This is a genomic window from Prauserella isguenensis (assembly GCF_014191605.1).
Taxonomy (GTDB): Bacteria; Actinomycetota; Actinomycetes; order Mycobacteriales; family Pseudonocardiaceae; genus Prauserella; species Prauserella isguenensis.
This window is the reverse complement of sequence record NZ_JACHWU010000001.1, coordinates 1,566,198-1,588,515: the sequence shown is the minus strand read 5'-3', so window position 1 is coordinate 1,588,515 and position 22,318 is coordinate 1,566,198. Positions and strand designations below refer to the sequence as shown.

Here is a 22,318-nt window from a genome sequence, read left to right as displayed (position 1 = left end):
TGCACCGTCATTCCCGCACCCCGGCCAGCGGGTTCGGCACCGCGCCGGTGCCGGCCGGCATGGACACCCCGCTCGACGACCCTCGCTCCAGCAGTGGGCCGAGTACCGTGCGGCTCGGCCATGTGGGGGCACGGAGCAGGCAGTGGGCGAGCGTGTCACCGAACCGGTCCGGCAAGTCCATCCGGTCGAGGCACGCGACGATCTCCTCCCGCAGCTGTGTCCACAGTGCACGCTCGTCGAGCGAGAAGTGGCGGCACAATGCGTCGACGATGCCGTAGAGGTTCACCTGGAGTCCGAGCGTCTGGAAGTAGCCGATCAGCTGCTCCGCGGTGTCGAGCCGCAGCGACTGCCGCGCACCGGGTTTGATGGCGTAGGCCGGTTCGGCCAGCCCCGCCGCGGCCATCCGTTCCGGCACGTACCTCAGCGTGTCGTGGTCCCGCAGGACGAACCCGGGCACCTCCGCGCCGTCGAAGGCGACCACCACGTTCTGCCCGTGCAGCTCGGGAAGCACGCCGTGGCGCAGGAAACCCACTCCGAGCTCGCAGAACCCGCGCGCGAGCCGAGCGAAGAACCGCACCGGGTCGCCGTCCGGCACGAGGACCGGTGCCAGCGTGAGCCACTCGTGCGCGGCGAGTGCCGCCATCGGCACGGCGAGGGAGCCGTCCAGCTCCGGGTACGTGCGTACCTGCGCGGCGAGCTGCCCCGGCCGGTCGGCGAACTCGTCGCCATCGGACCAGCCGCACCAGGCGCCCTCGTCGCACAACCGTACGCGGGCCGTGAGTACCGGGTCCCTGTCGACGGCGGCGCGCATGGTGCGCTGGGCCGCGTCGCCGTTGGCGAGATACCGGGGCGGAAGCAGCCGTGCTGCGCCCAGGGTGGCCACACCCAGCGGGAGCTTGAGGTGACGAAGACCCGGGGGCGACGTCGTCAAGGTGCGCAGGGAGGCCGTCGGGTGGAAGCGCCCCAGGTCGCGCGCCACGGGCACGATCGCACCGGCCGCGAGTTCGCCGGCGAACTCGCGGCCGAGCACGTTCTCGTACTGCCAGGGGTGCACCGGCAGGATCGCGTACTGCGCGGTGTCGACCCCGGCGAGCGCGACCGTCTCCTGCAGGCGGGTCAACTCGTCGCCCTGCAGAACCAGCGCAGCGAGGTCCGCCGAGCGTGGGTCATCGCCCGCGCGGACGAACCGGGTGCTCACCGCGACCCAGTCGAGGCCGAGCGCGGCCTCCCGCACAGTGCCGTACTGCGCGAGCTCGGCAGCCGTCCACCCCGCCGCGGCGCGCGCCGTGGGATGGAACGGGCGGTTCCGCGTCGCGGCCATGCGTTCACCCGCCAGCAGATCGACGTTCGCACCGTCACGCCGCGCCGCGAGTACCGTCGCCGCGTGCTCGACCGCGGTCGCGACGTCCCCGGACACGCCGCCGACCTGGGCCGCGTCCGGGGCGACCAGCCGCACCAGCTCGTGCGGGCTCACGGGCGTGCCGTTGAGGCGGGCGGGCCCCCGGTCGAGGCGATACCGCTGCAGACCGCCGCCGTCGCGGACGGCGACGGTCACCTCGCCGTCCGCGACCGGGACGGCCAGGGTTCCGTCGGCACGCGCATCGGCCTCGCCGAAACCCGCCACGTTCTCCTGGATGAGAGCGTCCACGAGATCACGCAACACCAGCTCGGCCGCCCCGCCGTCGACCTCCGAGATCACCGGCATCACCGATCAGTGCAGGTCGAGCCACGTGCCGGTGCCCGACTCGGTGGCTCTCCGGTAGACCTCGCCGGCACAAGCGATGTCCTCGACGGCCATGCCCATCGGGTTCAGCACGATGATCTCGTCGTCGTTGTCCCTGCCCTGGCGGTCGCCCGCGAGTATCTCGCCGAGTTCCGCGTGCAACTGCTCGCGCGAGAACGAGCCCTCGAGCACCAGCCGGTTGATGATCTTCTTCTCGCGGTTGCTCTGCTCCCAGTCGTCCACGACAACCTTGTCCGCTCCCAGGAACACGTCCTTGTGGACGTCCATGATGGACACATTGCACAGCAGTGCTCCCCGTTTGAGCCAGGAGAACGTGATGTAGGGCTGGTCGGTGACCGTGCACGGCACCACGAGATCGCCCTGGCCGACCGCGTCCTCGGCGGTGTCGGCCACGACCGCCTTGACGCTCGGGTTCTCCCGTGTGATCCGGTCGGCCAGCCCGCTGGCCGCCTCCGCGTCGACGTCGTAGAGGTGCACGGTCGAGATGTGGTCGAACTGCTGCAGTAGTGCCGTGACCTGCGTGCTGCCGATGAGCCCGCAGCCGACCAGTGCGACGTCGGTGAACCCGCTCACCGCGAGATGCCGTGCGGCCAGGCAGGTGACGCCCGCGGTCCGCCAGGCACTGATGAGGCTGCCCTCCATGACGGCGACCGGGTACTTCGTCGCCGGGTCGTTGAGCACGATCAGTGCGCTGGCACGCTCTCGCCCGGCGCGGGTGGGGTTGTCGTGCTTGCTGCCGATCCACTTGATCCCGGAGAGGCCGGGATCGCCGACGTGTGCGGGCATCGCGATGATGCGATCGGCGATGTGCCCGTCGGGGCCGTCGGTGCGCAGGTACGGCTTGAGCGGCTGCACGGTGTCGCCCTTCGCATGGGCGACGAGCCCTTCGTGCAGGGCGTCGACGTACAGGTCGGAGTGGTCGCCGCCGACGGCGGCGACATCGGATCGGGACAGGTACAGCATCCGGACGGCGTCGTCTGCCACCGGTTCCTCCTTCACGCTGGGGGCTCCGTACTGCGCCGGCGGGCGCCGGTGAGCCAGTTGTCGTCGTAGACGAGGTCGAGGTACCGGTCACCGCGGTCGGGGAACACCGCGACGATCCGGCTGGGATGGTCGAGCCGTGGCAGCATCCGCTGGATCGCGGCGACCACCGCGCCCGTGGATCCGCCCGCGAAAACCCCTTCCGTGGCAAGGAGTTGCCTGCATCCGGTCGCCGCGGTGACGTCGTCGACGTAGACCACCTCGTCGATCTCGTCCGGCCTGCACAGCTCGGGCACACGGCTGGACCCGATCCCCGGGATGTCCCGTGGGCCGGGAGCACCCCCGAAGATCACGGAGCCGACCGAGTCGACCGCGATCACCCGCATGTCAGGGAAATCCTCGCGGAGCCTGCGCGAGCACCCGAGGATGCTGCCGGTCGTGCTGACCGCGGCGAAAAGGTAGTCCGGCGGACGGACGAGCTGCTCGGCCAGTTCCGCGCCCGTGCCGTGATAGTGCGCCTGCCAGTTCCGGTCGTTGGCGTACTGGTTGATCCACACGGCGTCGGGGTCCGCGGCGAGCAGTTCGTTCACCCTCCGGATGCGCGAGTGCAGGTAGCCTCCCGCTTCGTCGACGTCGTCGACCATCTCCACATCGGTGCCGAGCCGGCGTAGCAACGCGAGGTTGGCGGTTGTCGTCTTGGGATCGAGTACGCACGTGAACCGCAGGCCCCGTACCCGGGCGGCCATGGCGAGCGCGATGCCGAAGTTGCCGGAACTGCTCTCGACCAGTCGGCAGCCCGGGGTGATCGATCCGTCGTGCAGACCGGAGTCGACGATGTAGCGCGCCGAGCGGTCCTTCATGCTCCCACCCGGATTCATCAACTCCAGCTTCGCGAGGACGTCGACGTCCGGCTGCGAGAACAGCCGGTTCAGAGCGACGACCGGGGTGTTGCCGACGCAGTCGAAGACGGACTCGGCAATCGACTCGTCGGGCTCGGCAACAGTGTCGGCGGCAGTAGCCACGTTTCTCCCTTGCTAGAGCGGCCGGAACGGGCGGTGTCGATGCCCTGGCACGTTAGCAAAGGCTAGCCTTACTTAAATAGCCAAACGGGATGAGTAGCCTCACCGGGCGAGTGGTCTTGACGTCACGGAGCGGGAGAGCAGGACTTCCCCTCGGCAGGCGGAATGTCCTGATTCTGCCGCCGGTGCCGGCGATGACCAGTCGTGCTCGATCGGAGTGCACGGCGAACGGCCCGCTTCGAGGTACCACTCGTCAACCGAGATCAGGAACTTGGCGACGGGGTCACTTCCGGACCGGTTCACCCTCCGGTGTGAGGACCCACCAGACGTCTCCGACGCCTTGGCCGCTCAGGTCGCCGGGCGCCTGGTCGCCGGCGTAGTAGTAAAGGGGCCATCCGTTGAGAGTGAGCTGGGACCGGCCGTCGACGCCGGTGATGGTGCCGACCTCGCCGCTGATGCCGTTGACGTCGGGCGTTTCATCGCCCGGGACCGCGGGCCAGTTCTGCGCGCACTGCCCCTCGCACGTCGAGGTTCCGGAACCGCGGTCGTCGCTGTCGAACTGATAGAGAACCATCCCGTCGTCGTCGACCACGATCGTGCCGAATCGAGTATCGGCGGTTCGCAGTCCCGGGGCGTCGCCCGAGTCTCCGTCGCCCGAGTCATTTTCGCCGGTGGCCGGGGGTGCTCCGTAGCCGCCGTTGCCACTGTCGCCGCCGTCCCGTGAGGATCCGCCGTCGCCTGCACCGCATGCGGTCAGCGTGAGCAGGAGGAGTGGCACCGCCACGGCCTTGAGGGTGCTTCTGGTCTTCATTGTTCGCGCCTTCCTGTCCTCGCGGGTGCGGGCCCACTGTTCGGGGCACTCGTGAAACACGAAGCGCGAGCCGGTGCGGTTCATCCACCGGATGCGGATTCGGTCGCTATTGCGCGGGAACCGACGCGGTGAGCACTTCCTCGCCGCCGGCGGTGACCACGGTGAGGGAGGCGACGTCGTCGAGACTCACGGCCGTGGCGCCGCCGAGAACGACGGTTTCACCGGGAACGGCCTGCCAGGTCGACGCTCGGGTGCTGGTGCCGTCGGCGTCGGTCACGACGAGCGCGTACCACGGCTGCTGCCGTTGGTAGTCCAACCGCGCGGCGTACTCGCATTCGATGGACAGCCGGGTTCCCCAGGCCTCGGGGGCGAGCGTGACGTCGACGTCCATCGACGACGAGACCGAATCGACCGGCTCCAGGGCCACCGACACGGCATCGGCAGCGGGCCGATGCACCAGGGCGGCGGGTATCGCGAGCACGAGCACGAGGACTGCGGCTGCGGCGGTCGCCCATACGAGTAGTCGCCGCCGGCGCCGGACACCGCGCCGGTGCTCCCTGCGCAGCATGGCGTCCATCAGATCGACCGGTTCCCGGTGCTGATCCGGCAGGTCGGTGTCGGGTCCGGGCCGGATCTGCGCGAGCAGGCCGGCCATCGAAGCGAGATCGTTCACCGCATCGCGGCACAGCGGGCACTGTTCCATGTGCTCCTCGTAGGCCCGCCGATCCGTCGGGGTGAGTGCGCCGAGTACATAGGCGGCATCCCATTCGGCGAAGCCTTCGTGGTCCAGCCGATTCATCGGGTCACCCCTCTCTCCTGGAACGCCAGGCGCAAGGCGCACAGCCCGTAGTGCAGCCGCGACTTCACCGTCCCCTCGGGGATACCGAGCTCCTCGGCCAGCTCGGCCGTGCTCAGTCCCCCGTAATACGCCCGCACGATCACCTCTCGGTGGTGCGGGCCCAAGGAAGCGAGAGCATCGGTGACCAGCATCGCGTCGAACAGCCGATCCACGCGGTCCTCGGCGATTTCCTCCGCCGCCTCCGGAGTCGTGTGCTCGTGGCGCCGGCTCGCACTGCGCGCTTGGTCGATGACCAGGTTGCGGGCCACGGTGAACAGCCACCCACGGACCCGAACCGGGTCGTCCCGGATCACTCTCGGCGTTCGCCAGGCTCGCAGCAGCGTCTCCTGCACGACGTCGTCGGCATCGGCGGGTCTTTTCGTCAGCGAAACCACGTACCGCCACAGCGCGGTCGCGTAGCGGTCGTGCAGGTCGCGCAGCACCTCGACGCGGCTCGCATCGGTTCTCGACCGACCCGGCCGTTGTTCCTCGCCGGTGCTGCCCTCGCCCATGTCCACTACACGGTGCGGAGCACCCGATGGTTCACCGCCGGAGTGAACGTTGCGGTTGCGCGCCTCGTGTCTCCCACTATGGACGATACCGGGACATTCCTCGGCCTTCCGCTGCATCCGTTGCTCGTCCACGCTGTGGTCGTGCTGGTTCCGCTGGCCGTGTTCGCGCTGTTGCTCGCGCAGTTCTGGCCGGCAGCTCGCGGTCGACTCGGCCTGACGACCCCGTTTGCAGCGTTGATCGTCGCCTCCCTCGTGCCTTTCACGACCGCCGCCGGGCAGTCACTCGCGAGCGTCGTCGGCCCGGTGCCCTCGGTGCTGGAGCACGAACGCTACGGGCGAATGCTGCTCCCCTGGTCGATCGGCCTCTTCCTGGTCGCGACGGCACAGTGGGCTTGGTTCCGGTGGGCGGCGACAGCCCTTCGGCGGGCGCAGCGGGAGCGCGCCGCCACGGCCGGATCGGTGCTCCTCGGCATCGCGGTGATCGTCGTGGCCGTCGGGACCATGACCGTGCTGATCGTCACCGGCCATTCCGGCAGTCGGTCGGTGTGGGAGTCGGTCATGCCATGAGGCGACCGGCTCCCGGGCGCCGACAGGACCGGAAACTCTCCGGCGGTTGCCGCGCGCCAGGCCGGTCGCACGTTGTTTCCGTGCCGCGGCTTTCGCGACATACGTGCCACCGAAGTCGATCACTCTATTGTGCAATGGCATGTTCGACCATAGGTTCGATAGTGTGGCCGTTGTGGATGACATGGGGGACATGCTCGAGTCGCTGCGGGACCTGCGGGTTCGGCGGGCGCAGATCGATGCTCAGGAAGTGGCGCTGCTGGCCCGCATCTCTGCTGTCGTGGGTGATGATCGCGGGCTGGCGGAGGAGTTGACGCCGGTGCTGCGGGTCTCGACCCGTGAGGTGGAACGACGCATCGACGACGCGAAGTCATTGACGGGGCGGATGCCGCAGTTACTCGCGGCGATGCGCGCCGGCGACGTTGAGACGTACGGCGCGCGGCGGGTGTTGGCAGTGGTCGATCCGCTCGACGACTGGGCTGCCCAGCAGGTCGACGAGCTGCTGGCGGAACGGTTGGTGGAGGCGTCGGAGACGGCGTGGCAGCCGGGGAATCTGGCCCAGCGGGCGCGTCGGCTCGTGGAGAAGATCGACCCCGACGGGCAGACCGCACGCGCGCGGCGAGCGCGAGCGGAACGCCGGGTCGAACTCACCCCGGGCGAGCACGCGATGTCCTCGTTCGAGGCGCAGCTGCCCGCGGAAGTCGCGGCGGCCTGCTACACGCGGGTCGATGGGATGGCACGGTCGCTGCGCCGCGGTGGTGACCGGCGCACGCTGGATCAGTTGCGGGCGGACGTGACCGCGGATCTGCTGTTGGGCCGCGACCCGGGGGTCGCGCTGCCCGAGGCCGCGGCCACGGTGTCGGTGCACGTTCCCGCCGACGCGGCCCTGGGAATCTCCGACGACGGGTGCGAACTAGACGGCTACGGACCGATCCCCGCCCCGATTGCGCGGGAGATCATGACCAACAGCCGCAGCATTTGGCGGGCGGTGTTGTGTGATCCGGGCACGGGCGAACCCGTCGACCTGGGACGCACCCGACGACGACCGAGTGCGACGATCCGCGACCTGGTGCGGATACGCGACCGGGAATGCGTCATGCCCTGGTGCCACAGGCCCGCTCGGCACTGCGACCACGACCACGAACATGCGTGGGCCGCACCTGGCGGTGGCGGGTCGACGTCGGTGGCCAACGGTGGGCCGCGCTGTCGACGACATCACCGGTTGAAAGACCAGCCCGGCTGGAGCGCCCGCTACGACCCGGTCCACGGCATCACCCAAGTGACGACGCCACACGGGGCCACTTACACCGCACGCCGCGAACCCGTCCTCACCCCGACACGCACTGCCCCGACACGCGATGCCCAGGCACGCGATGCCCAGGCACGCCGCGTCCGGCGATGCGACAGCCCGACACGTCAGGCCCAGAGCCGCACAGCCCCGACACGTGACGACCCGAAACATCGGAACGAGGACAACCCACCGTTCTAGTTCGCCCACCACATCCTTCAGGAAGCGGGTCCGCCGAGGGCCGGTCCGATCCAGCGGCGGACGAGGGACCGGATGCGATCGTCGGTGAGCGGCGGGGTCGACGGGTACTGGAGAAACGAGATGAACAGCCGCATCAGAACCTCGGCGAGTCCCTCGAGGTCCTCGTCGGTGGTGACTCCGGCGCCGCGCCAGTCCACCGGCACGTTCCGCAGGATGCGGGCGCCGAGGGCGAAGGCCGCAGGAGAGGTCGACCCGGCGGTGAAGTAGTCGGGTTCGCCCGCTTGCAGCAGCAGGCCCATATAGGGTTCGTCGGGCACGGTTCGGACGGCGAACACCACGGATTCCACCGCCGCCTCGGCAGGGCTGTCGCAGGTGGCCAGGTGCCGCTGCATCCGCTCGGCGAACTCGTCGGCTCCTGCCTGTCCGACGGCCCTGAGTATCTCCGAGAGGCTCGGAAAGTAGCGGTAGACGGTCTGGCGTGTCACGCCGGCCTCGGTAGCGACATCGGACAAGCTGATCTTGGAAACGTCGCTGCGGCCGATGCACGCGATGGCCGCCTCGACGAGGCGGCGGCGTGCCTGATCCTCGGCGCCAGGCGGGTTTCCCTGCCATCCGTGGTGTCCCATGGGTGTCATCCTCCCCGAAGGGGAAGGTCAGACACCGGCAGGATCCGTCCGGCGGGTTCGCTGCGTGGTGCGATGGAGGGCGGCGAGGAACAGGCCGGCGCCGAGGAAGCAGACAAGCGTGTAGAGGCCGCTGCCCGTCGGGGTGCCGTCGCGAGTGATGCCGTCCTGCGCGCCGAGATACTGCGGCAGGGCCGCGGCCCAGAACACCGCCATCGCCCCGACGTAGATCACCGGGTAGTAGCGGGCGAAGGCCGACGGTGGTTCGCCGGGCCCGCAGTCGGGCGCTCTCACATGCGAGACGACGATCCAGCCACCGGCGAGCCAGATGAGGGCGAGCTCGATACCGAGGATCCAAGCCTGGGCGGTGACATCGGGTGTCTCGCCGCCGAACAGGCTCGACGGGATGTTGGCGATCACCATCGCCACCGGGGTCAGGACTCCGGCCAGCAGGACGCGCCGCACGAGGCTCCATCCGTGCCGCGGCCCGCCGTCCGCGGCAGCCCGGCCCGTCAAGCGCACGACCAGGTAGGTCATGGCCCCCATCGATACCGAGGCGAACAACAGCATGCTGGTCAACGGCACCGACGCCATCGCCGGATGGTTGACGATGTGGTTGTCGTCGTTCCACGTCCACCATTTCAGCTGCGGGCCGACGTGGTCGAAGATCTCGTAGAAGACCTGACAGGCCAGGGCCACGGCCACCGATCCTGCCAACGCACCGCGCCGCCGGAAAATCCCGAGTGACCGCACGAGCTCGTAGGCCAGTTGGCTGATCATCGGATAGAACGCCACGATGTAGAGCGGCAATCGATCCGCCATGAACTGCACGGTGAACCGGTTGTGAGCGAAGATGAACCCGTACACCTCGTCGAGACCGAACCATTCCGGGAAATACAGCGGTGGTTCGATCACGAACAGATAGACCAGCGAAGCGCACCACAACGCGAGATTGACCGGATCGCCGTTGCGGTAGCGGCGAACGGCGTGCACCAGCGCGAACACGGCACCACCGATGACGAGCACTTCGAGCAGCGGCATCGTCCAGTTCGTGAGATCCCAGGGAAACCGCAGCGAGGCCACCGCGGACACGTCGGCACAGTCGAAGCCGAGGACGCGTGTGGACTCCTCGGCATGCGCTCCGCACACGGCGTCGGTCATGGGTGCGCCCCGGCTCTCTCCGCGGTACTCGTGGTGGCAGCCGGTGAGTAGTCGGTGGCGGGTGGTTCGGCCTGGGGATCGAATCCGTAGGGAACCCGCTCGCGGCCCAACGCCGCACGGATGCGATAACGCACGAGACCGGCGAGCACCCGCGGGTTCGTCATCATCCGGCCCAGCGACTCGTCCATGTTGAACACTTTGGAGAAGTGCTCGTCGACGACGGCGTCTTCGCGGGCTGCGCCGACGATGAGGCTGAACGCGGGACCGGAGGCGGCCGCGAGAATCCGACGTTTCCACTCGGGAAGCCGCTCGGTGCCCACAGCGCATTCGTAGCCCTGGTCCCGCGCCATCGCGAGACGCCACGGCACACCGAGCAGTTTGCGCTGTTCGGCGAGGAATCCCGCACAGAAGCTCCGGTCGAGATTCCCCGCGCGGGAGAGGGCTTCTCGCAGCAGGAGCGCCGAACTCGCCGCGGAGCTGATGCCCTGTGCGTAGAACGGATTGAACGCGCAGATCGAATCACCGACGAACACGAGCCCCTTCGGAGGCGTCGACAGGCGGTCGAACCGGCGCCACTTGTTACCGGTCGAGCGGGTCAGATGCACCGGCGAGGTAGGGGTGGAGCGCTCCATGGCCGAGGCGAACAACGGCGTCCGCACCCGCCCGGCCGATTCGACGAACTGCTCGGTGGTGCGGGGCATCTTGTGACCCCATGAACCCATGCAGGCGATGACACGATCGCCCTCGACCGGGAAGAAGTTCACCAGGAAGTCGTGTTCAGCGGGGTGCCGACCCTTGTCGGGGGTCGGCATGATCACGAGGTGTTGCCACCACCAGGAGGAGGGCCGCTGCTCGGCCGGGGGCAGGTCGTACCAGCGTGAGGTGTAGGTGACCTTGGCGTCGAGCGTCTGCACCGGCGGCTCCGGCCAGCCGGCGGCCACCAGCCAGTCACCGACCGAGGAACCACGCCCCATCGCGTCCACGACGAGGTCCGCGTCGATGTGCTCGTCACCGTCGGGAGCGGAGAGCTGCACCCCGGTGATCGCTCCGTCGTGGACCGTGAGACCACTGACGCCGACGCCCTCGCGCAGTTCCACATTGGACAAACCACGAATCTTTTCGCGCAGCACGCGTTCGATGAGGATGCGCGAGCTGTAGATCATCGTCATCGCGCTGCGCTTACGCGCCGACCAGCCCTCGCCGTCGAGGTAGGCCGCGTCCATCGAGGGCATCAGGTGAAGCCCGCCCGCTGCGATGAGTTCTTCCTCGAAGCCGGGGAACAGTTCTCCGATCGCCCGTCTGCCCGAGTTCAGCAGGAAGTGCGGATGTTTGCTCTGCGGCACCCCACGCCGGTGCTCGGCCTCTGCGGGCAGTTCGTCGCGTTCCAGCACCACCACGTGATCGAAGTGCGGCGCGAGCGCCCCCGCGCTGCACAGGCCGCCGACACTGCCTCCGAGGACCACCGCCACATTGCCGAGCACCATCGACCGACCTCCGCGTTGATCATACAGATTTTCTGAAACTGTATGATCGGATCCAGGTGGCGTCAATGGCCCGCCGTCACAGCCGGGCCGGTCCGGCGGCCCGCCTCGGGCCCGGTGTGGCCGCGAGGCGAGGTTCGTGTCCGTTGATCCTGCTGACGGATGTCGACCGGTTGGCGCAGCACGCTTGCGGCGCATGGAGGAGTGGCGGCCGGACAGCTGCCCGTACGACTCGGCCTCGGCTGCAGAACCTAGTCTTCGTTGGCACGACGGAGGCTCTCGCAGTCAATACAGGCTGGACGGCCGCCGATGAGGCCGAGTCCGATCAGGACCTGTCGCCCGCGTGAGACCAGGTTCGAACACGGGCCCGCGGACGGATGGGAGTCCTCATTGGACATACTGGCCCCGAGCACGTTACTGCGACAAAGGTCACGGCCGAATCCGGCAGGTCGCTGGCACGCGGTACTCGCCGGTCGGCGGTGAGCGGGCCGTTCCCGAACGTGATGGCGACTACGGCGCAGAACCTCCGTTGCAGCCGGGTAACTCCCGACTCTTCGCCGGATCACCGGGTTGACCTCCCACGCCAAGACCGAAGGCGGCGATGTCGTCGAACCCGCCACCGAGACCCAGGACGATTGGGTGGCCATCGCCGAGGAGACCGTCAACCAAAACTTCTACGCCACCACCGACCCGTGGTACCGCGGCTCCAACGTCTCCGGCAAACCGACAACATTCCTCGACCACCTCAGTGGCGTCGGCAAACACCGGCACGCGGTGGTGGGTGAGCTGGATGATGCCGCCTTATCCCACCAGCAGGTGCACCGGCCGAACCGGGATCTCTGATCCGGTCGACGAGATGCCGAATCCGGCCCTCACTTGTGCAGCGCGTCCGCGTTCGGAGTCGGCGCCGAATCGCCCGACGATCCCGAGGTCCTGTTGGTCAGCCAGTTGCGGTAGCGGCCAAGCGGGTGGCTCGTCCTGGCCTTCCGGCGTCGCGGTACTACTCCAGGGCCTTCAGGCACGTGCTCTAGTAGTACCTCTGATGTGGAGCTGAGGGGAATCGAACCCCTGACCTTCTCGATGCGAACGAGACGCGCTACCAACTGCGCTACAGCCCCTTGGTGAAGCGAGACCAGCATAGCAAGGCCGGCGCGACCCTCGACGCCGGGGGGGGCACCCCGACGCCCGTCGCGCGCGACCTGCGACGTGTCGGCGGCCGAACGCGTGAGACCCGGGTCACCGCGACACATCTTCCGGAACGTCGTCCCAGGCCACGGTGGGCCATCCATGGGCTCGCACCGCCGAAGCCGACGGCGATCACACCCGCGACCACCCCCGACGTCTAGACGAAAATGATTTTCATTTGTACTGTCGGCGGCCCATCGACGCCCCAGAGTCCTCAGCGGCTGTCGGCGTCGGACGTTCAGTCGGCGACGGGAGGCCAACGACCGTGACCCGGAAGGATCGGACGTGACGACCACGACGAGAACGCCGACCGGGCCTGCCGCAACGACACGTCCGCCCGCGTCCCGACCGGGCACACCCCGGTCGGGTACGGCCACCGCCGTGGCGGTCCTCACGGTGGCCCTGCTCGGCTCGGTGATCGCCGGCATCTCACTGGGCTCCGCGGTCATACCGCTTTCGGACACGCTGCGCTATCTCGGTGCAGCACTGACCGGAGGCACGATCGGCGCCGAAGACGTCACCCAGTACTCGATCGTCTGGGAGGTCCGCGCTCCCCGGGTGGTGCTGGCCGCGGTCGTCGGGGCAGGCCTCAGCGTCATCGGCGTCGCGGTACAGGCGATGGTGCGCAACCCGCTCGCCGACCCGTTCATCCTCGGCGTGTCCTCGGGCGCGTCCGTGGGCGCGAGCGCCGTGGTGTCGTTCGGCCTGTTCGCCGGCCTGGGTGTCTACGCACTCTCGACCGCGGCGTTCCTCGGTGCACTGCTCGCCTCGGCCCTGGTCTACGCAGCCGCGCACACCAGGGCCGGCCTGACCCCGCTGCGCCTCGTGCTCACCGGCGTGGCCCTCGCCTACGGCTTCCAGGCGCTGATGAGCGTCATCGTGTTCTTCGCCCCCTTCGGGGAAACGGCCCGGTCGGTGATGTTCTGGATGCTGGGCAGTCTCGGCAGCGCGACATGGCAATCGTTGCCCGTCGCCGCGGCAGCCGTCGTGGTCGCCGTCGTGACGCTGCTCAGGAGCGGGCCCTCGCTCGACGTCCTCGCCATGGGTGACGAGTCCGCCGCAGGCCTCGGCCTGGACACCACGCGGCTGCGCCGCATGCTCTTCCTGCTCACGGCCGTCGTCACCGGAGCGCTCGTCGCGGTGAGCGGCGCGGTGGGCTTCGTCGGCCTCGTCATGCCGCACCTCGTCCGCATCGTCACCGGTGCGAGTCATCGGCGTGTGCTGACGATCGCACCGCTCGCAGGCGCTGTCTTCCTGGTATGGGTCGACCTCGCGTCTCGGACGATGTTCGCCCCTCGGGAGCTGCCGCTCGGGGTCATCACCGCGTTGATCGGCGTTCCGGTCTTCGTCGTCCTGCTCCGCCGCCGCAGCTACCTGTTCGGGGGACGCTGACATGGACGTGACACTGGACGACGTCACGGTGGAGGTCGCAGGCACCGCCCTCGTGCGCCGGCTGAACCTCGCGGTCGGAGCGGGTGAAGTGGTCGGACTCGTCGGGCCGAACGGCAGCGGCAAGTCGACGGCGCTGCGGTGCATCTACCGCGCCCTGCGACCCACCACGGGGACGGTCCTGCTCGACGGATCCGACATCAGCGGCCTTTCCCTCCGGGACAGCGCACGTTCCGTTGCCGCCGTCACCCAGGACGGCAGTCCCGAGCTCGACTTCACCGTGGCCGAGATCGTGGAACTCGGCCGGTATCCGCATCACCGCGGCGGCGCCGCACTCGGCGAACGTGAACGTGACGTCTGCGTCGAGGCGATGCGCCGCGTCGACGTCACACATCTCGCCCACCGTGGTGTGCTCTCACTCTCCGGCGGTGAACGCCAGCGCGTGCTGATCGCACGGGCCCTCGCGCAGGAGCCGGCCGTACTCGTCCTCGACGAGCCCACCAACCACCTCGACGTTCGTCACCAGGTCGAGCTGCTCTCGTTCCTCCGCACGTGCGGTCTCACGGTCGTCGTCGCACTGCACGACCTGAATCTTGCGGCCGCCGCCTGTGACCGGCTCGCCGTGCTCCGGGAAGGGGCCGTCGTCGACGACGGCCCACCGTCCGATGTGCTCACCCCCGACCTGGTCGGCCGGACGTTCGGAGTGCGGCCCGACATCGTCCGTCACCCGGTGACCGGCGTTCCCCAGCTCGTCTATCACCTCGGTCCCGACGACCCCATCCCAGGAGGAACCCACCCATGACAGCGACGACCAAGTCCGTTCCTGTCCTGCTGGCCGCCTGTCTGCTCGCCACAGCCTGCGGAGCCGACGTCCAACGGAACGCCCAGGACGGCCCCCGGCCCGTGACGGTCGAGAACTGCGGCAAACGGATCACCTACCCGCCGCCACAAAACGCCGTCGCCTACGACATGAGCGCCACGGAGAAGATGTTCGCCCTCGGCCTCGCCGACCGTATGCGCGGAATCGTCATGCCCAGCACCGCGAACCCTGCCGTGGAACGCTCGCCGTACCGCGAGGACTACCGTTCGGTGGAGACGCTCTCGACCGACGTGCTGGGCTTCGAGACGGTCGTCGACGCCGAGGCCGACTGGGTGCTCGCCGGGTGGGGATCCGGGTTCAGCGAGGAGCGCGGCATCACCCCGCAACGGCTCGACGAGGTCGGCATCCGCTCGTACCAGTTCACCGAGAGCTGCTTCAACTACGGCGAGAATCCTGTCACCGTGCCGCCGATGGAGGCGCTCTACACGGATCTGCGTCAGATCGGGCGGATCTTCCACGTCGAGGACCGCGCACAGCAGCTCGTGTCCGACATCCAGCGACGCGCGGAGCAGCTGCGCAGCAACCAGCCGGAGGGCGACCCGGCCCGGGTGTTCGTCTACGACTCGGGGACCGACCAACCGTTCACCTCGGGGAATCAGGCCTCGCCGAACGCGATCGTCTCCCTCGCCGGCGGCAGCAACATCTTCAACGACCTGAAACAGCGGTGGACGACGGTCGGCTGGGAACCGGTGGTCAAGGCCAACCCGGAGGTCATCACCGTCGTCGACTACGGCGACCAGCCTGTCGAGGAGAAGATCGCGTTCCTCAAGTCGCATCCGCCACTCGCCTCCACACCCGCGGTGCGCAACAACCGCTTCCACGTCCTCGACTACGGCGAAGCCGTCAGCGGGCCGAGAAACATCGACGCCGCCGAGAAGCTCGCCGAGTACCTCCGCGGGATCGGACGCTGAGCCACCCGCAACACCGTCCGCACATCGATGATCGTCCATACGGAGGAGCCCGCCCGTGACCTCGACCTTGATCGAACAGCTTCCCCCTCCGCTCCCTGCTGAGCGGATCATCGCCCTCAACCAGCCGAAGGCCGACCTGCACACCCATCGCACCTACGCGTGGAACGGATGGGAGTTCGACGTGCCGCCCGGAGTGTTCATGCCCGGCGCGACCAGCCGCATGATTCACGAACGCCTGCTCGACGACATCATCGACGTCCGCGGCCGGTCCTACGCCGCGATGGGCGTGGGGCTCGGCGTGGAAACCGCGGTCGCCGGCTTGCGCGGCGCACGCGAGGTCTACGCCCTCGACGTGCACGCGAGCAGTGTCGACACGGCCCGTCGAAACTACGAACGCCTCGTCGGTGAGCGTGAGGGCACACGGTTCGTCGCGGCCGCCGGGAACGTCTTCGACGGCGTGCCGTCGGAGACCCGCCTCGACGTCGTGACGTTCAACCCGCCGGCAGTCAGTCGGACCGTCAGCACCGACCCCGATGTCGTCCGCAACGTCTGTGTCGGCGCGCCGCTGCTGGCCACGTTCTTCGAACAGCTCGCGCAGCGCGACCTGCTGGCGCCCGGCGGTGAGGTGTTCGTCGTCGTGTCGAACACGGCCGACATGCCCGCCATCATCCGCCATGCCGTGACGACCGGTTTCAAGGCGGAGGTGTTTCACCGGCACGACTGGAACGACGGCGTGCTGACCTACGTGTTCCGGCTGACGCGAGGTGAAGTGGCATGACCGTCGACGACCTGTTCACCGACGTCGCAGCCGGTCGTCACGGTCTCGACCCGGCTTTGCTCACGGCCACCAGCGTGTTCTGGCTGCACCACGGAACGCGACTCGCCGGCGGCGGCGTCACCTACCGCAACCAGTACGTCCTCGTGCGGGTCGGCGGCGCCTTCGGTGCGTGCGCGTTCGAAAGCGGTGAACTCGACCCGGACGTCGCAGGCGAGATGTCGGGCCGGCCGCTCAGCGAGCTGTTGACCGACCCGCGGCTCCCTGTGCGCATCGCGGCACTCGACGCCTACCTCGGTCACCAACAGCCCCATGCCGCCGACGACACCGTCACGTTGCCGTCCGGCACCCCGGAGGTCCGTGCACAGGCGCGCGACACGGCCATCGCCGGACTTCTCGACGTCGAACGCGGTACGAAGGTCGCACTGATCGGCGTCGTGAACCCGCTCGTGGCCGCGATCGAGGACCGTGGCGGCACGTGCCTGCCGTGCGATCTGAACCTGCGCGAAACGCAATGGGGACACCCCGTCACCGACTCGGTGTCCGATGTCCTCGACGTCGCGGACACCGTGGTCGCCACGGGCATGACCCTCGGCAACGGGAGTTTCGACACGATCCTGGCCCGGTGTCGCGATCGCGAGATCCCGCTGACCGTGTACGCGCAGAGTGGGTCGGCGGTGGCCAGGGCGTTCCTGGGCCGCGGCGTCACCGCCCTGTCGGCCGAGCCGTTCCCCTTCTCCCAGTTCAGCGCCGATCCGACCGTCCTGCACCGCTACCGCACGGGGGCGTACGCATGAAAGTCGGTCACGGACAGGCATGCAGCCACCACGGCGAGCTCGTCCAGGGGATCTTCCTCGACACCCACGGACGCAGGCGCCGGGCACTCGTGACGGTGCCCGTGACGCACCGGCGAACGCATGCGGAGTTCCGGCCCGACCCACGCGGCTTGTTCACCGTCACCCCCGGCGACCGTGCGAAAGCACTCGACGCCGCGCGGCTGACCGCCGCGTTCTGCACCTCCGGTGACGCGCGGACCACGCCGGGCGGCCACCTTCGGCTGCACGGCGACATTCCGGTGGGTATCGGCATGGGATCGTCCACAAGCGACACCATCGCCACCATCCATGCAGTGGCGACGAGTTTCGACGTCACACTTCCCCCGGAGCGGATCGCCGCGCTCGCGGTGCAGGCCGAACGTGCGTGTGATCCGGTCATGCTGGACGAACGTCCGCGACTCTTCGCCCAACGCGAGGGCCAGGTACTCGAAGAACTCGGAGCCGCACTACCTGCCGTGATCATCCTCGGGTGCATCACCGGCGGCGGCGAACCCGTCGACACGCTGTCCTTCGACGAGGCAGCACAACCCGAGGACGAGATCCACGCATTCGAACACCTGCGCCGCCTGCTGCGGAACGCCGTTGCCGAGTCCGATGCCACACAGCTCGGGCGTGTCTGCACGATCAGTGCCCGCTACAACCAGCGCATCTTGCCGAAGGAGGAGCTCCCCGAACTCGAGCGTGTCGCCGAACGCGAGGGCGCCGTCGGGGTGCAGGTCGCCCACAGCGGCAACGTCGCCGGCCTCGTCTTCGACGCCGCAGCACCCGAGGTCCACGACCGGCTCGACCGCGCCGCCCGGCGCCTCGAACGCAGCGGTATCCCCGTGACCAGTCCCTTCCGCATCGGTACGACCAGTTGGGAGCGTGACCATGGACGACCACGTCGCCGACGCCATTGGACGCCCGGACCTCATCCGCCTGCACGAGAACCTCGTCTGCCTGCGCTTTGAGAGTATGAAGGTGGTCTCGGCCGACGCCGCCGTCCGCCATCTGCTCGACACCGGAGCGGTACGACCCGGCGACACCCTCGTCGACAGTTCGAGCGGCATCTACGCCTACGCCCTCGCGCTGGCGTGTCACCGGCACGGAATGCGATGCCACATCGTCGGCTCCACCACTGTCGACGAAAGTGTGCGCACACAGCTGGCCGTACTCGGAGCACGACTGGAACAGATGGAGCCGTCCACGGACCTGAAGCTCGACCAGGATCGGCGTGTGCGACGTATCCACCGCATCCTCGGGGAGAATCCGCGCTACCACTGGATGCGGCAGTACCACGACGACATCCACTACCTGGGCTATCGAGCCGTCGCCGAGCGGATCGCCCGCGAGTTCGATCCCGCGGCGCTGACGATCGTCGGCGGGGTCGGCTCCGGGGCTTCGACCGGTGCGCTCGCGCGCTATCTGCGCCGCGGCGACGACGGCGCGGCACTCGTCGGCGTGCAGCCGTTCGGCAGCGTCACGTTCGGCAGCGAGCACGTCACCGATCCGGACATCATCATCGCCGGAATCGGCAGTTCGATCCCGTTCGACAACGTCGACCACGAGCTCTACGACGTCGTCCACTGGGTCGGGTTCACCGCCGCGCTGGCGGGCTCGGTGGACCTGCTGCGGCGGCACGCCACGTTCGCCGGCCTCTCGAGTGGCGCCGCGTACCTCGCGGCCCGGTGGGAACGCCTCCGCGACACCCGGCGCACGGTGCTGTTCGTCGCGCCCGATACCGGACACCGCTATGTCGACTCGGTCTTCACGCGCCATGCCGAGGCCGTCGACGTGGCCGAGTTGGCTCCCACCGACGTGTCCGGTACGGACGAGCTCGACCTGCCGTGGTGCCGCATGGCATGGAATCGCATGCACGCACCACAGTCCGCCGCGGCGTGAGCGCCGCACCCGCCGACCCCGGGAGTTCACCACCTCGTGTCCACTCCATCGCCCAGTACATCCGGCGCCGCCGCGCGCCGGCGTTCCGTCCTCCTCGACCCGGGGTTCCTCCGACTGTGGTGCGGGACGACCGCCTCCGGCATCGCCACGTGGGCGCTGCCGTTCATCCTCGGCCTCGCCGTGCTCGACCGCGGTCTGAGCGCGGCGGGGCTCGGCATCGTGTTGGCCGCACGCACCATCGGCTTCGTGGTGGCGGTACCCGTCGGAGGACTGCTCGCGGACCGCTACTCCCGTCGCGCCGTCGTGCTGTGGGCCGCGATGGCCGCCGCCGTCGCCACACCCCTCATCGCCGCCGGCCTCGGCAGCTCGGTCACGCTCATGGCCACTGCGGCGGCGATCGTCGGCGCAGGACAGGGCTCGTGCCGGCCCGCCTTCCAGGCGTTGACAGCAGAGGTCGTCGACGAGCCACGACGTCAACAGGCCAACGCCGCGACGACGTTCTCGGTCCGCGTGACCACGCTCGTCGCGCCGGGCCTGACAGCCTTGCTGGCCACCGTCGTCAGCACACCGGCCCTACTGATCGGCACCTCGGCACTGTGGCTCGCCGCAGCCCTCGCACCGCCACGAGGATCCTCCGAGCCACAGCCATCGCGCACCCGCGCACCTCTGCACGTCGAGTTCGCCGACGGTGTGCGTGAGGCGCGGCGCCACCCGTGGTTCCTCGCCGGGCTCGGCGCGCTCACAGCTGTGATCGCCACGGGCTACTCTGCGACGAACGTGGCGTTGCCCCTGGTCAGCAGGGATACGTACGGAACCGAAGCGGTGCTGGCAGGAGCGTTGACGGCCTACACCGCGGGCGCACTCGTCGGTGCCGTGATCGTCTCGCGGTGGCGGCCGAGGGCGCAGGGCTGGGCGGCACTGGGCGGCCTGGCCTGCTACGGCTTCGCACCCCTCAGCCTGCTCATGCCGTTGCACCCAGCGGTGGTGATCGGTGCGTACGTGGTCGCGGGTATCGGGATCGAACTGTTCAACGTCCCGTGGTTCACCGCGACGCAGCGCGAGGTCGCACCCGACAAGCTCGCCCGAGTGTCGTCACTGGACTTCCTGCTCTCCTACGGCCTGGCCCCTGTCGGGCTGGCGCTCATCGCCCCTGCCATGAGCGCGTTCGGCACCGGCGCTGTCCTCACCACCACCGCCGTCATCTGCTTCGCAGCCCCGGCCTGCGCAGCCCTGGCGGCCGGCGCCCGCGGGTTCTCCCGCAGGGACGACGCGAGCGGCGACTGAGACACCTACCGACACGGTTCGAGGGGTGACGGCACGACCGCCACCCCTCGAACCGAGGTTGTCCGTCCGCTCGGCCCCTATTCGCCTGCGGCCCGCCGGTAGGGCAGTTCGCCGGGGTCGCCGAGTTCGTGGAAGGCGGGGTCCTCGTCGTCGAGGTCGACCACGACGGCGTTCCGCGGAGGGCGCGGGGCGCGGCGGCGTTCGACGTCGACGAGTTCGGGGCCGCGCCGGTCGCGGCGGGGTTCTTCGGGGCGGTCGTCGGGGCGCCCGCGGCGCAGTTCGGCGGTGTCGCGCACGGCGTGGGCGTCGCGCACGTCACGGGCGCCGCGGGCGTCACGAGGGTCCCTGTCGTCCTCGGCGTCCCATTCGGGTTCGGGGACACGCCGCCGGGAGGCGCCGGCGTGACGGGCCATGCGACGTTCGCGGATCTCCTCCTCGATGCGCACCTGGCGCCGCAGGTAGGCGAGGTATCCGACGAGGGCGACATCGACGGCGCCGTGCAGCCACCACAACATCGGCAGCACGGCAGCGGCGACGACCGCGCTGGCGACGGCCGCGATGAGCAGGAACAGAACGACCCGCTGGCGGTACGCGTACTTGGCTCGCGCGTTCATCTCGGCGGCCTCGGGGTCGAATCCGCCGCGGCCGGGGCGGTAACGCCTCGAGGCGGGTTCCTCGGCGGCAAGATCGCCGGGGTCGGCTTCGTCGACGTCGACGTCGGAGTCCCCGGAGTCGGCGACGGCTCGGCGTCCGAACCAGCGCCTGCGCGGCTCGGCGGGTTCGTCGTCGGGGTCGTCGTAGTCGACGTCGTAGTCGTCTACAGCGTCGTCCTCGGTGTCGTGGTCCATGTCGTAGTCGACGGCGTCGTCGAACTCGTCGCCACGGTCGTCACGACCGCCGGCGTTCCGGGTCATGGCGAACTCCCTTCGCCCGTTGTTGCGCGTACCGCTCCGCACGATCCGGCCGGCCAGCGCCGCATCGCTGGTCTGTGTGACCTCCTGGCGCTTCCGCGCCACCATGGGAACGAGAACGACAAGCCACGCAGCGGCGAGCCCGATAATGATCAACGAGCTTGGCATCTCCCGTCACCTCCCCGACCTGTCGGTCGTCCGCGTTGCCGCGCAGCCCTCGGGCCGCCCCACTCCCCTGTCCGCAGAGCGCTTTGTCTCCACGCTGACAAATCACCACGTTAGTCACACGAGTAACAGATGACCCGGAGACGCGCCGGGGCGATCTTTGATTCCTGTCACCGGATCAGATAGCGGACCCACGAGGAATTAACTCGAATGGACGTGTGCCGCGCGGCCAGCGGCTACGAGGCGTTCCACCAGGCCGTGGCCGGTTTCCTCCGCCGTGATGGCGTAGACGATGTGGTCGCGCCATTCACCCGTCACGTTGAGATAGCGTTCGAACAGGCCCTCTTTCCGGAACCCCACCTTCGTGAGGACCCGAACGCTCGCCGCATTCTCCGGGCGCACGGTGGCCTCCAGCCGGTGCAGGCGTCCGGGCCCGAACGCGTGGTCCGTCATCATCGCCACCGCCGCCGTGGCGATGCCCCTGCCGGCGAGGTCCGACGTGACCCAGTAGCCGATCCAGGCCGATCGCAGCGCGGCACGGACGATGTTGCCCACGGTGATCTGGCCCGCGAAGCCGCCGTCGACCTCGATCGCCAGCGGCAGGCACTGCCCGCGACGGGCCAGCGCGCGCAGCTGCGTGCACTGCGGCGGCCACGCCCAGCCGGAGTTGCGTTCCTCCCACGCGCCGGTTCCCGTGGGCTCCCAGCGTTCCAGGTAGTCGCGGTCGCGCAGCCGCAGTCTGCTCCACGCGCTCGCGTCGCGCCAGCGCACGGGCCGCAACCGCACCTCGGCGCCGTCGACGATCAGCGGCAGCGGGCGGGCCGGCCAGCCGGGATGCTGCGATTCGCCGAGCGGCTCGCGCTCCGACATCGCCCGTT

General features: G+C 69.1%; 22 protein-coding genes and 1 tRNA gene. 11 read left to right on the top strand and 12 right to left on the bottom strand.

The window, feature by feature from the left end; genetic code table 11:
* Positions 1–7 precede the first annotated feature (7 nt).
* From FHS23_RS07390 to FHS23_RS07365, 6 genes are all read right to left on the bottom strand, one after another.
* On the bottom strand, positions 8–1,705 hold the full coding sequence (locus tag FHS23_RS07390) for an IucA/IucC family protein (RefSeq protein ID WP_183649783.1): 1,698 nt from the start codon (positions 1,703–1,705) through the stop codon (positions 8–10).
* Between the two features lie 6 nt (positions 1,706–1,711).
* Positions 1,712–2,728 carry a 2,3-diaminopropionate biosynthesis protein SbnB gene (gene sbnB / locus FHS23_RS07385; RefSeq protein WP_343053704.1) on the bottom strand — a complete coding sequence of 339 codons (1,017 nt, stop codon included), beginning with the start codon at positions 2,726–2,728 and terminating at the stop codon, positions 1,712–1,714.
* Between the two features lie 11 nt (positions 2,729–2,739).
* Positions 2,740–3,747, bottom strand: coding sequence for a 2,3-diaminopropionate biosynthesis protein SbnA (gene sbnA / locus FHS23_RS07380; RefSeq protein ID WP_183649780.1), 1,008 nt, complete (start codon positions 3,745–3,747; stop codon positions 2,740–2,742).
* Between the two features lie 280 nt (positions 3,748–4,027).
* The gene (locus FHS23_RS07375; protein WP_183649777.1) at positions 4,028–4,555 is read right to left on the bottom strand and encodes a COG4315 family predicted lipoprotein; all 528 of its coding nucleotides are present in this window, start codon (positions 4,553–4,555) and stop codon (positions 4,028–4,030) included.
* Positions 4,556–4,661: 106 nt separating this feature from the next.
* A complete protein-coding gene (locus FHS23_RS07370; protein ID WP_183649773.1) occupies positions 4,662–5,354 on the bottom strand; it encodes an anti-sigma factor family protein in 693 nt (230 codons plus the stop codon).
* Complete coding sequence (locus FHS23_RS07365; RefSeq protein ID WP_183649770.1) at positions 5,351–5,905, bottom strand: sigma-70 family RNA polymerase sigma factor; 555 nt, start codon at positions 5,903–5,905, stop codon at positions 5,351–5,353. The genes FHS23_RS07370 and FHS23_RS07365 overlap by 4 nt, the downstream gene beginning before the upstream one ends.
* Positions 5,906–5,983: 78 nt before the next feature.
* Here FHS23_RS07365 and FHS23_RS07360 point away from each other — a divergent pair, with 78 nt between their 5' ends.
* On the top strand, positions 5,984–6,472 hold the full coding sequence (locus FHS23_RS07360) for a DUF2231 domain-containing protein (RefSeq protein ID WP_183649767.1): 489 nt from the start codon (positions 5,984–5,986) through the stop codon (positions 6,470–6,472).
* Between the two features lie 181 nt (positions 6,473–6,653).
* Positions 6,654–7,958: an HNH endonuclease signature motif containing protein gene (locus tag FHS23_RS07355; protein WP_246381810.1), complete on the top strand. Its 1,305-nt coding sequence runs from the start codon at positions 6,654–6,656 to the stop codon at positions 7,956–7,958.
* A 17-nt stretch (positions 7,959–7,975) separates the two neighbouring features.
* On the opposite strand, the gene FHS23_RS07350 is transcribed toward FHS23_RS07355, so the two are convergent.
* Genes FHS23_RS07350 through FHS23_RS07340 form a run of 3 tightly spaced genes read right to left on the bottom strand, consistent with a single transcriptional unit; the run spans position 7,976 to position 11,226 of the window.
* Positions 7,976–8,584, bottom strand: a complete 609-nt coding sequence (locus tag FHS23_RS07350) for a TetR/AcrR family transcriptional regulator (RefSeq protein WP_183649761.1) — start codon at positions 8,582–8,584, stop codon at positions 7,976–7,978.
* Positions 8,585–8,611: 27 nt separating this feature from the next.
* Positions 8,612–9,742, bottom strand: coding sequence for a DUF7802 domain-containing protein (locus FHS23_RS07345; protein ID WP_183649758.1), 1,131 nt, complete (start codon positions 9,740–9,742; stop codon positions 8,612–8,614).
* A complete protein-coding gene (locus FHS23_RS07340; protein WP_183649755.1) occupies positions 9,739–11,226 on the bottom strand; it encodes an FAD-dependent oxidoreductase in 1,488 nt (495 codons plus the stop codon). Before FHS23_RS07340 ends, FHS23_RS07345 begins: the two co-directional genes overlap by 4 nt.
* Before the next feature lie 567 nt (positions 11,227–11,793).
* On the opposite strand from FHS23_RS07340, the gene FHS23_RS07335 reads away from it, so the two are divergent.
* Entirely contained in the window at positions 11,794–12,066 is a 273-nt protein-coding gene (locus tag FHS23_RS07335) for a hypothetical protein (RefSeq protein WP_183649753.1), read from the top strand.
* A gap of 202 nt (positions 12,067–12,268) precedes the next feature.
* Here FHS23_RS07335 and FHS23_RS07330 read toward each other — a convergent pair.
* Positions 12,269–12,341 (bottom strand) — tRNA-Ala (locus FHS23_RS07330).
* Between the two features lie 448 nt (positions 12,342–12,789).
* On the opposite strand from FHS23_RS07330, the gene FHS23_RS07325 reads away from it, so the two are divergent.
* The 8 genes from FHS23_RS07325 to FHS23_RS07290 are packed head-to-tail and all read left to right on the top strand — an operon-like array spanning position 12,790 to position 20,364.
* Positions 12,790–13,800 carry a FecCD family ABC transporter permease gene (locus FHS23_RS07325; protein WP_343053703.1) on the top strand — a complete coding sequence of 337 codons (1,011 nt, stop codon included), beginning with the start codon at positions 12,790–12,792 and terminating at the stop codon, positions 13,798–13,800.
* A gap of 1 nt (position 13,801) precedes the next feature.
* Positions 13,802–14,599: an ABC transporter ATP-binding protein gene (locus tag FHS23_RS07320; protein WP_183649748.1), complete on the top strand. Its 798-nt coding sequence runs from the start codon at positions 13,802–13,804 to the stop codon at positions 14,597–14,599.
* Positions 14,596–15,588, top strand: coding sequence for an ABC transporter substrate-binding protein (locus FHS23_RS07315; RefSeq protein ID WP_183649744.1), 993 nt, complete (start codon positions 14,596–14,598; stop codon positions 15,586–15,588). Before FHS23_RS07320 ends, FHS23_RS07315 begins: the two co-directional genes overlap by 4 nt.
* A gap of 55 nt (positions 15,589–15,643) precedes the next feature.
* On the top strand, positions 15,644–16,366 hold the full coding sequence (locus FHS23_RS07310; RefSeq protein ID WP_183649741.1) for a methyltransferase: 723 nt from the start codon (positions 15,644–15,646) through the stop codon (positions 16,364–16,366).
* Entirely contained in the window at positions 16,363–17,160 is a 798-nt protein-coding gene (locus FHS23_RS07305) for a Rossmann-like domain-containing protein (RefSeq protein WP_183649738.1), read from the top strand. The genes FHS23_RS07310 and FHS23_RS07305 overlap by 4 nt, the downstream gene beginning before the upstream one ends.
* Positions 17,157–18,149, top strand: a complete 993-nt coding sequence (locus tag FHS23_RS07300; RefSeq protein WP_183649735.1) for a GHMP family kinase ATP-binding protein — start codon at positions 17,157–17,159, stop codon at positions 18,147–18,149. The genes FHS23_RS07305 and FHS23_RS07300 overlap by 4 nt, the downstream gene beginning before the upstream one ends.
* Positions 18,070–19,080: a pyridoxal-phosphate dependent enzyme gene (locus FHS23_RS07295; protein WP_183649732.1), complete on the top strand. Its 1,011-nt coding sequence runs from the start codon at positions 18,070–18,072 to the stop codon at positions 19,078–19,080. The genes FHS23_RS07300 and FHS23_RS07295 overlap by 80 nt, the downstream gene beginning before the upstream one ends.
* A 36-nt stretch (positions 19,081–19,116) precedes the next feature.
* Positions 19,117–20,364 (top strand): MFS transporter, encoded by a 1,248-nt coding sequence (locus FHS23_RS07290; RefSeq protein WP_183649729.1) that lies wholly within the window; start codon positions 19,117–19,119, stop codon positions 20,362–20,364.
* A gap of 77 nt (positions 20,365–20,441) precedes the next feature.
* Here FHS23_RS07290 and sepX read toward each other — a convergent pair whose 3' ends face one another.
* Together sepX and FHS23_RS07280 are read right to left on the bottom strand one after the other, a co-directional pair.
* Positions 20,442–21,443, bottom strand: coding sequence for a divisome protein SepX/GlpR (gene sepX, locus FHS23_RS07285; protein WP_183649726.1), 1,002 nt, complete (start codon positions 21,441–21,443; stop codon positions 20,442–20,444).
* Positions 21,444–21,641: 198 nt separating this feature from the next.
* Entirely contained in the window at positions 21,642–22,310 is a 669-nt protein-coding gene (locus FHS23_RS07280) for a GNAT family N-acetyltransferase (RefSeq protein WP_183649723.1), read from the bottom strand.
* Positions 22,311–22,318 lie beyond the last annotated feature (8 nt).

Excerpts from the sequence above, each read along its gene's own strand:
- FHS23_RS07390 (WP_183649783.1), bottom strand. The coding sequence starts at position 1,705 with ATGCCGGTGATCTCGGAGGTCGACGGCGGGGCGGCCGAGCTGGTGTTG.
- FHS23_RS07375 (WP_183649777.1), bottom strand. The coding sequence starts at position 4,555 with ATGAAGACCAGAAGCACCCTCAAGGCCGTGGCGGTGCCACTCCTCCTG.
- FHS23_RS07370 (WP_183649773.1), bottom strand. The coding sequence starts at position 5,354 with ATGAATCGGCTGGACCACGAAGGCTTCGCCGAATGGGATGCCGCCTAT.
- FHS23_RS07365 (WP_183649770.1), bottom strand. The coding sequence starts at position 5,905 with ATGGGCGAGGGCAGCACCGGCGAGGAACAACGGCCGGGTCGGTCGAGA.
- FHS23_RS07360 (WP_183649767.1), top strand. The coding sequence starts at position 5,984 with ATGGACGATACCGGGACATTCCTCGGCCTTCCGCTGCATCCGTTGCTC.
- FHS23_RS07355 (WP_246381810.1), top strand. The coding sequence starts at position 6,654 with ATGGGGGACATGCTCGAGTCGCTGCGGGACCTGCGGGTTCGGCGGGCG.
- FHS23_RS07350 (WP_183649761.1), bottom strand. The coding sequence starts at position 8,584 with ATGGGACACCACGGATGGCAGGGAAACCCGCCTGGCGCCGAGGATCAG.
- FHS23_RS07345 (WP_183649758.1), bottom strand. The coding sequence starts at position 9,742 with ATGACCGACGCCGTGTGCGGAGCGCATGCCGAGGAGTCCACACGCGTC.
- FHS23_RS07340 (WP_183649755.1), bottom strand. The coding sequence starts at position 11,226 with ATGGTGCTCGGCAATGTGGCGGTGGTCCTCGGAGGCAGTGTCGGCGGC.
- FHS23_RS07320 (WP_183649748.1), top strand. The coding sequence starts at position 13,802 with ATGGACGTGACACTGGACGACGTCACGGTGGAGGTCGCAGGCACCGCC.
- FHS23_RS07315 (WP_183649744.1), top strand. The coding sequence starts at position 14,596 with ATGACAGCGACGACCAAGTCCGTTCCTGTCCTGCTGGCCGCCTGTCTG.
- FHS23_RS07305 (WP_183649738.1), top strand. The coding sequence starts at position 16,363 with ATGACCGTCGACGACCTGTTCACCGACGTCGCAGCCGGTCGTCACGGT.
- FHS23_RS07300 (WP_183649735.1), top strand. The coding sequence starts at position 17,157 with ATGAAAGTCGGTCACGGACAGGCATGCAGCCACCACGGCGAGCTCGTC.
- FHS23_RS07295 (WP_183649732.1), top strand. The coding sequence starts at position 18,070 with ATGGACGACCACGTCGCCGACGCCATTGGACGCCCGGACCTCATCCGC.
- sepX (WP_183649726.1), bottom strand. The coding sequence starts at position 21,443 with ATGCCAAGCTCGTTGATCATTATCGGGCTCGCCGCTGCGTGGCTTGTC.
- FHS23_RS07280 (WP_183649723.1), bottom strand. The coding sequence starts at position 22,310 with ATGTCGGAGCGCGAGCCGCTCGGCGAATCGCAGCATCCCGGCTGGCCG.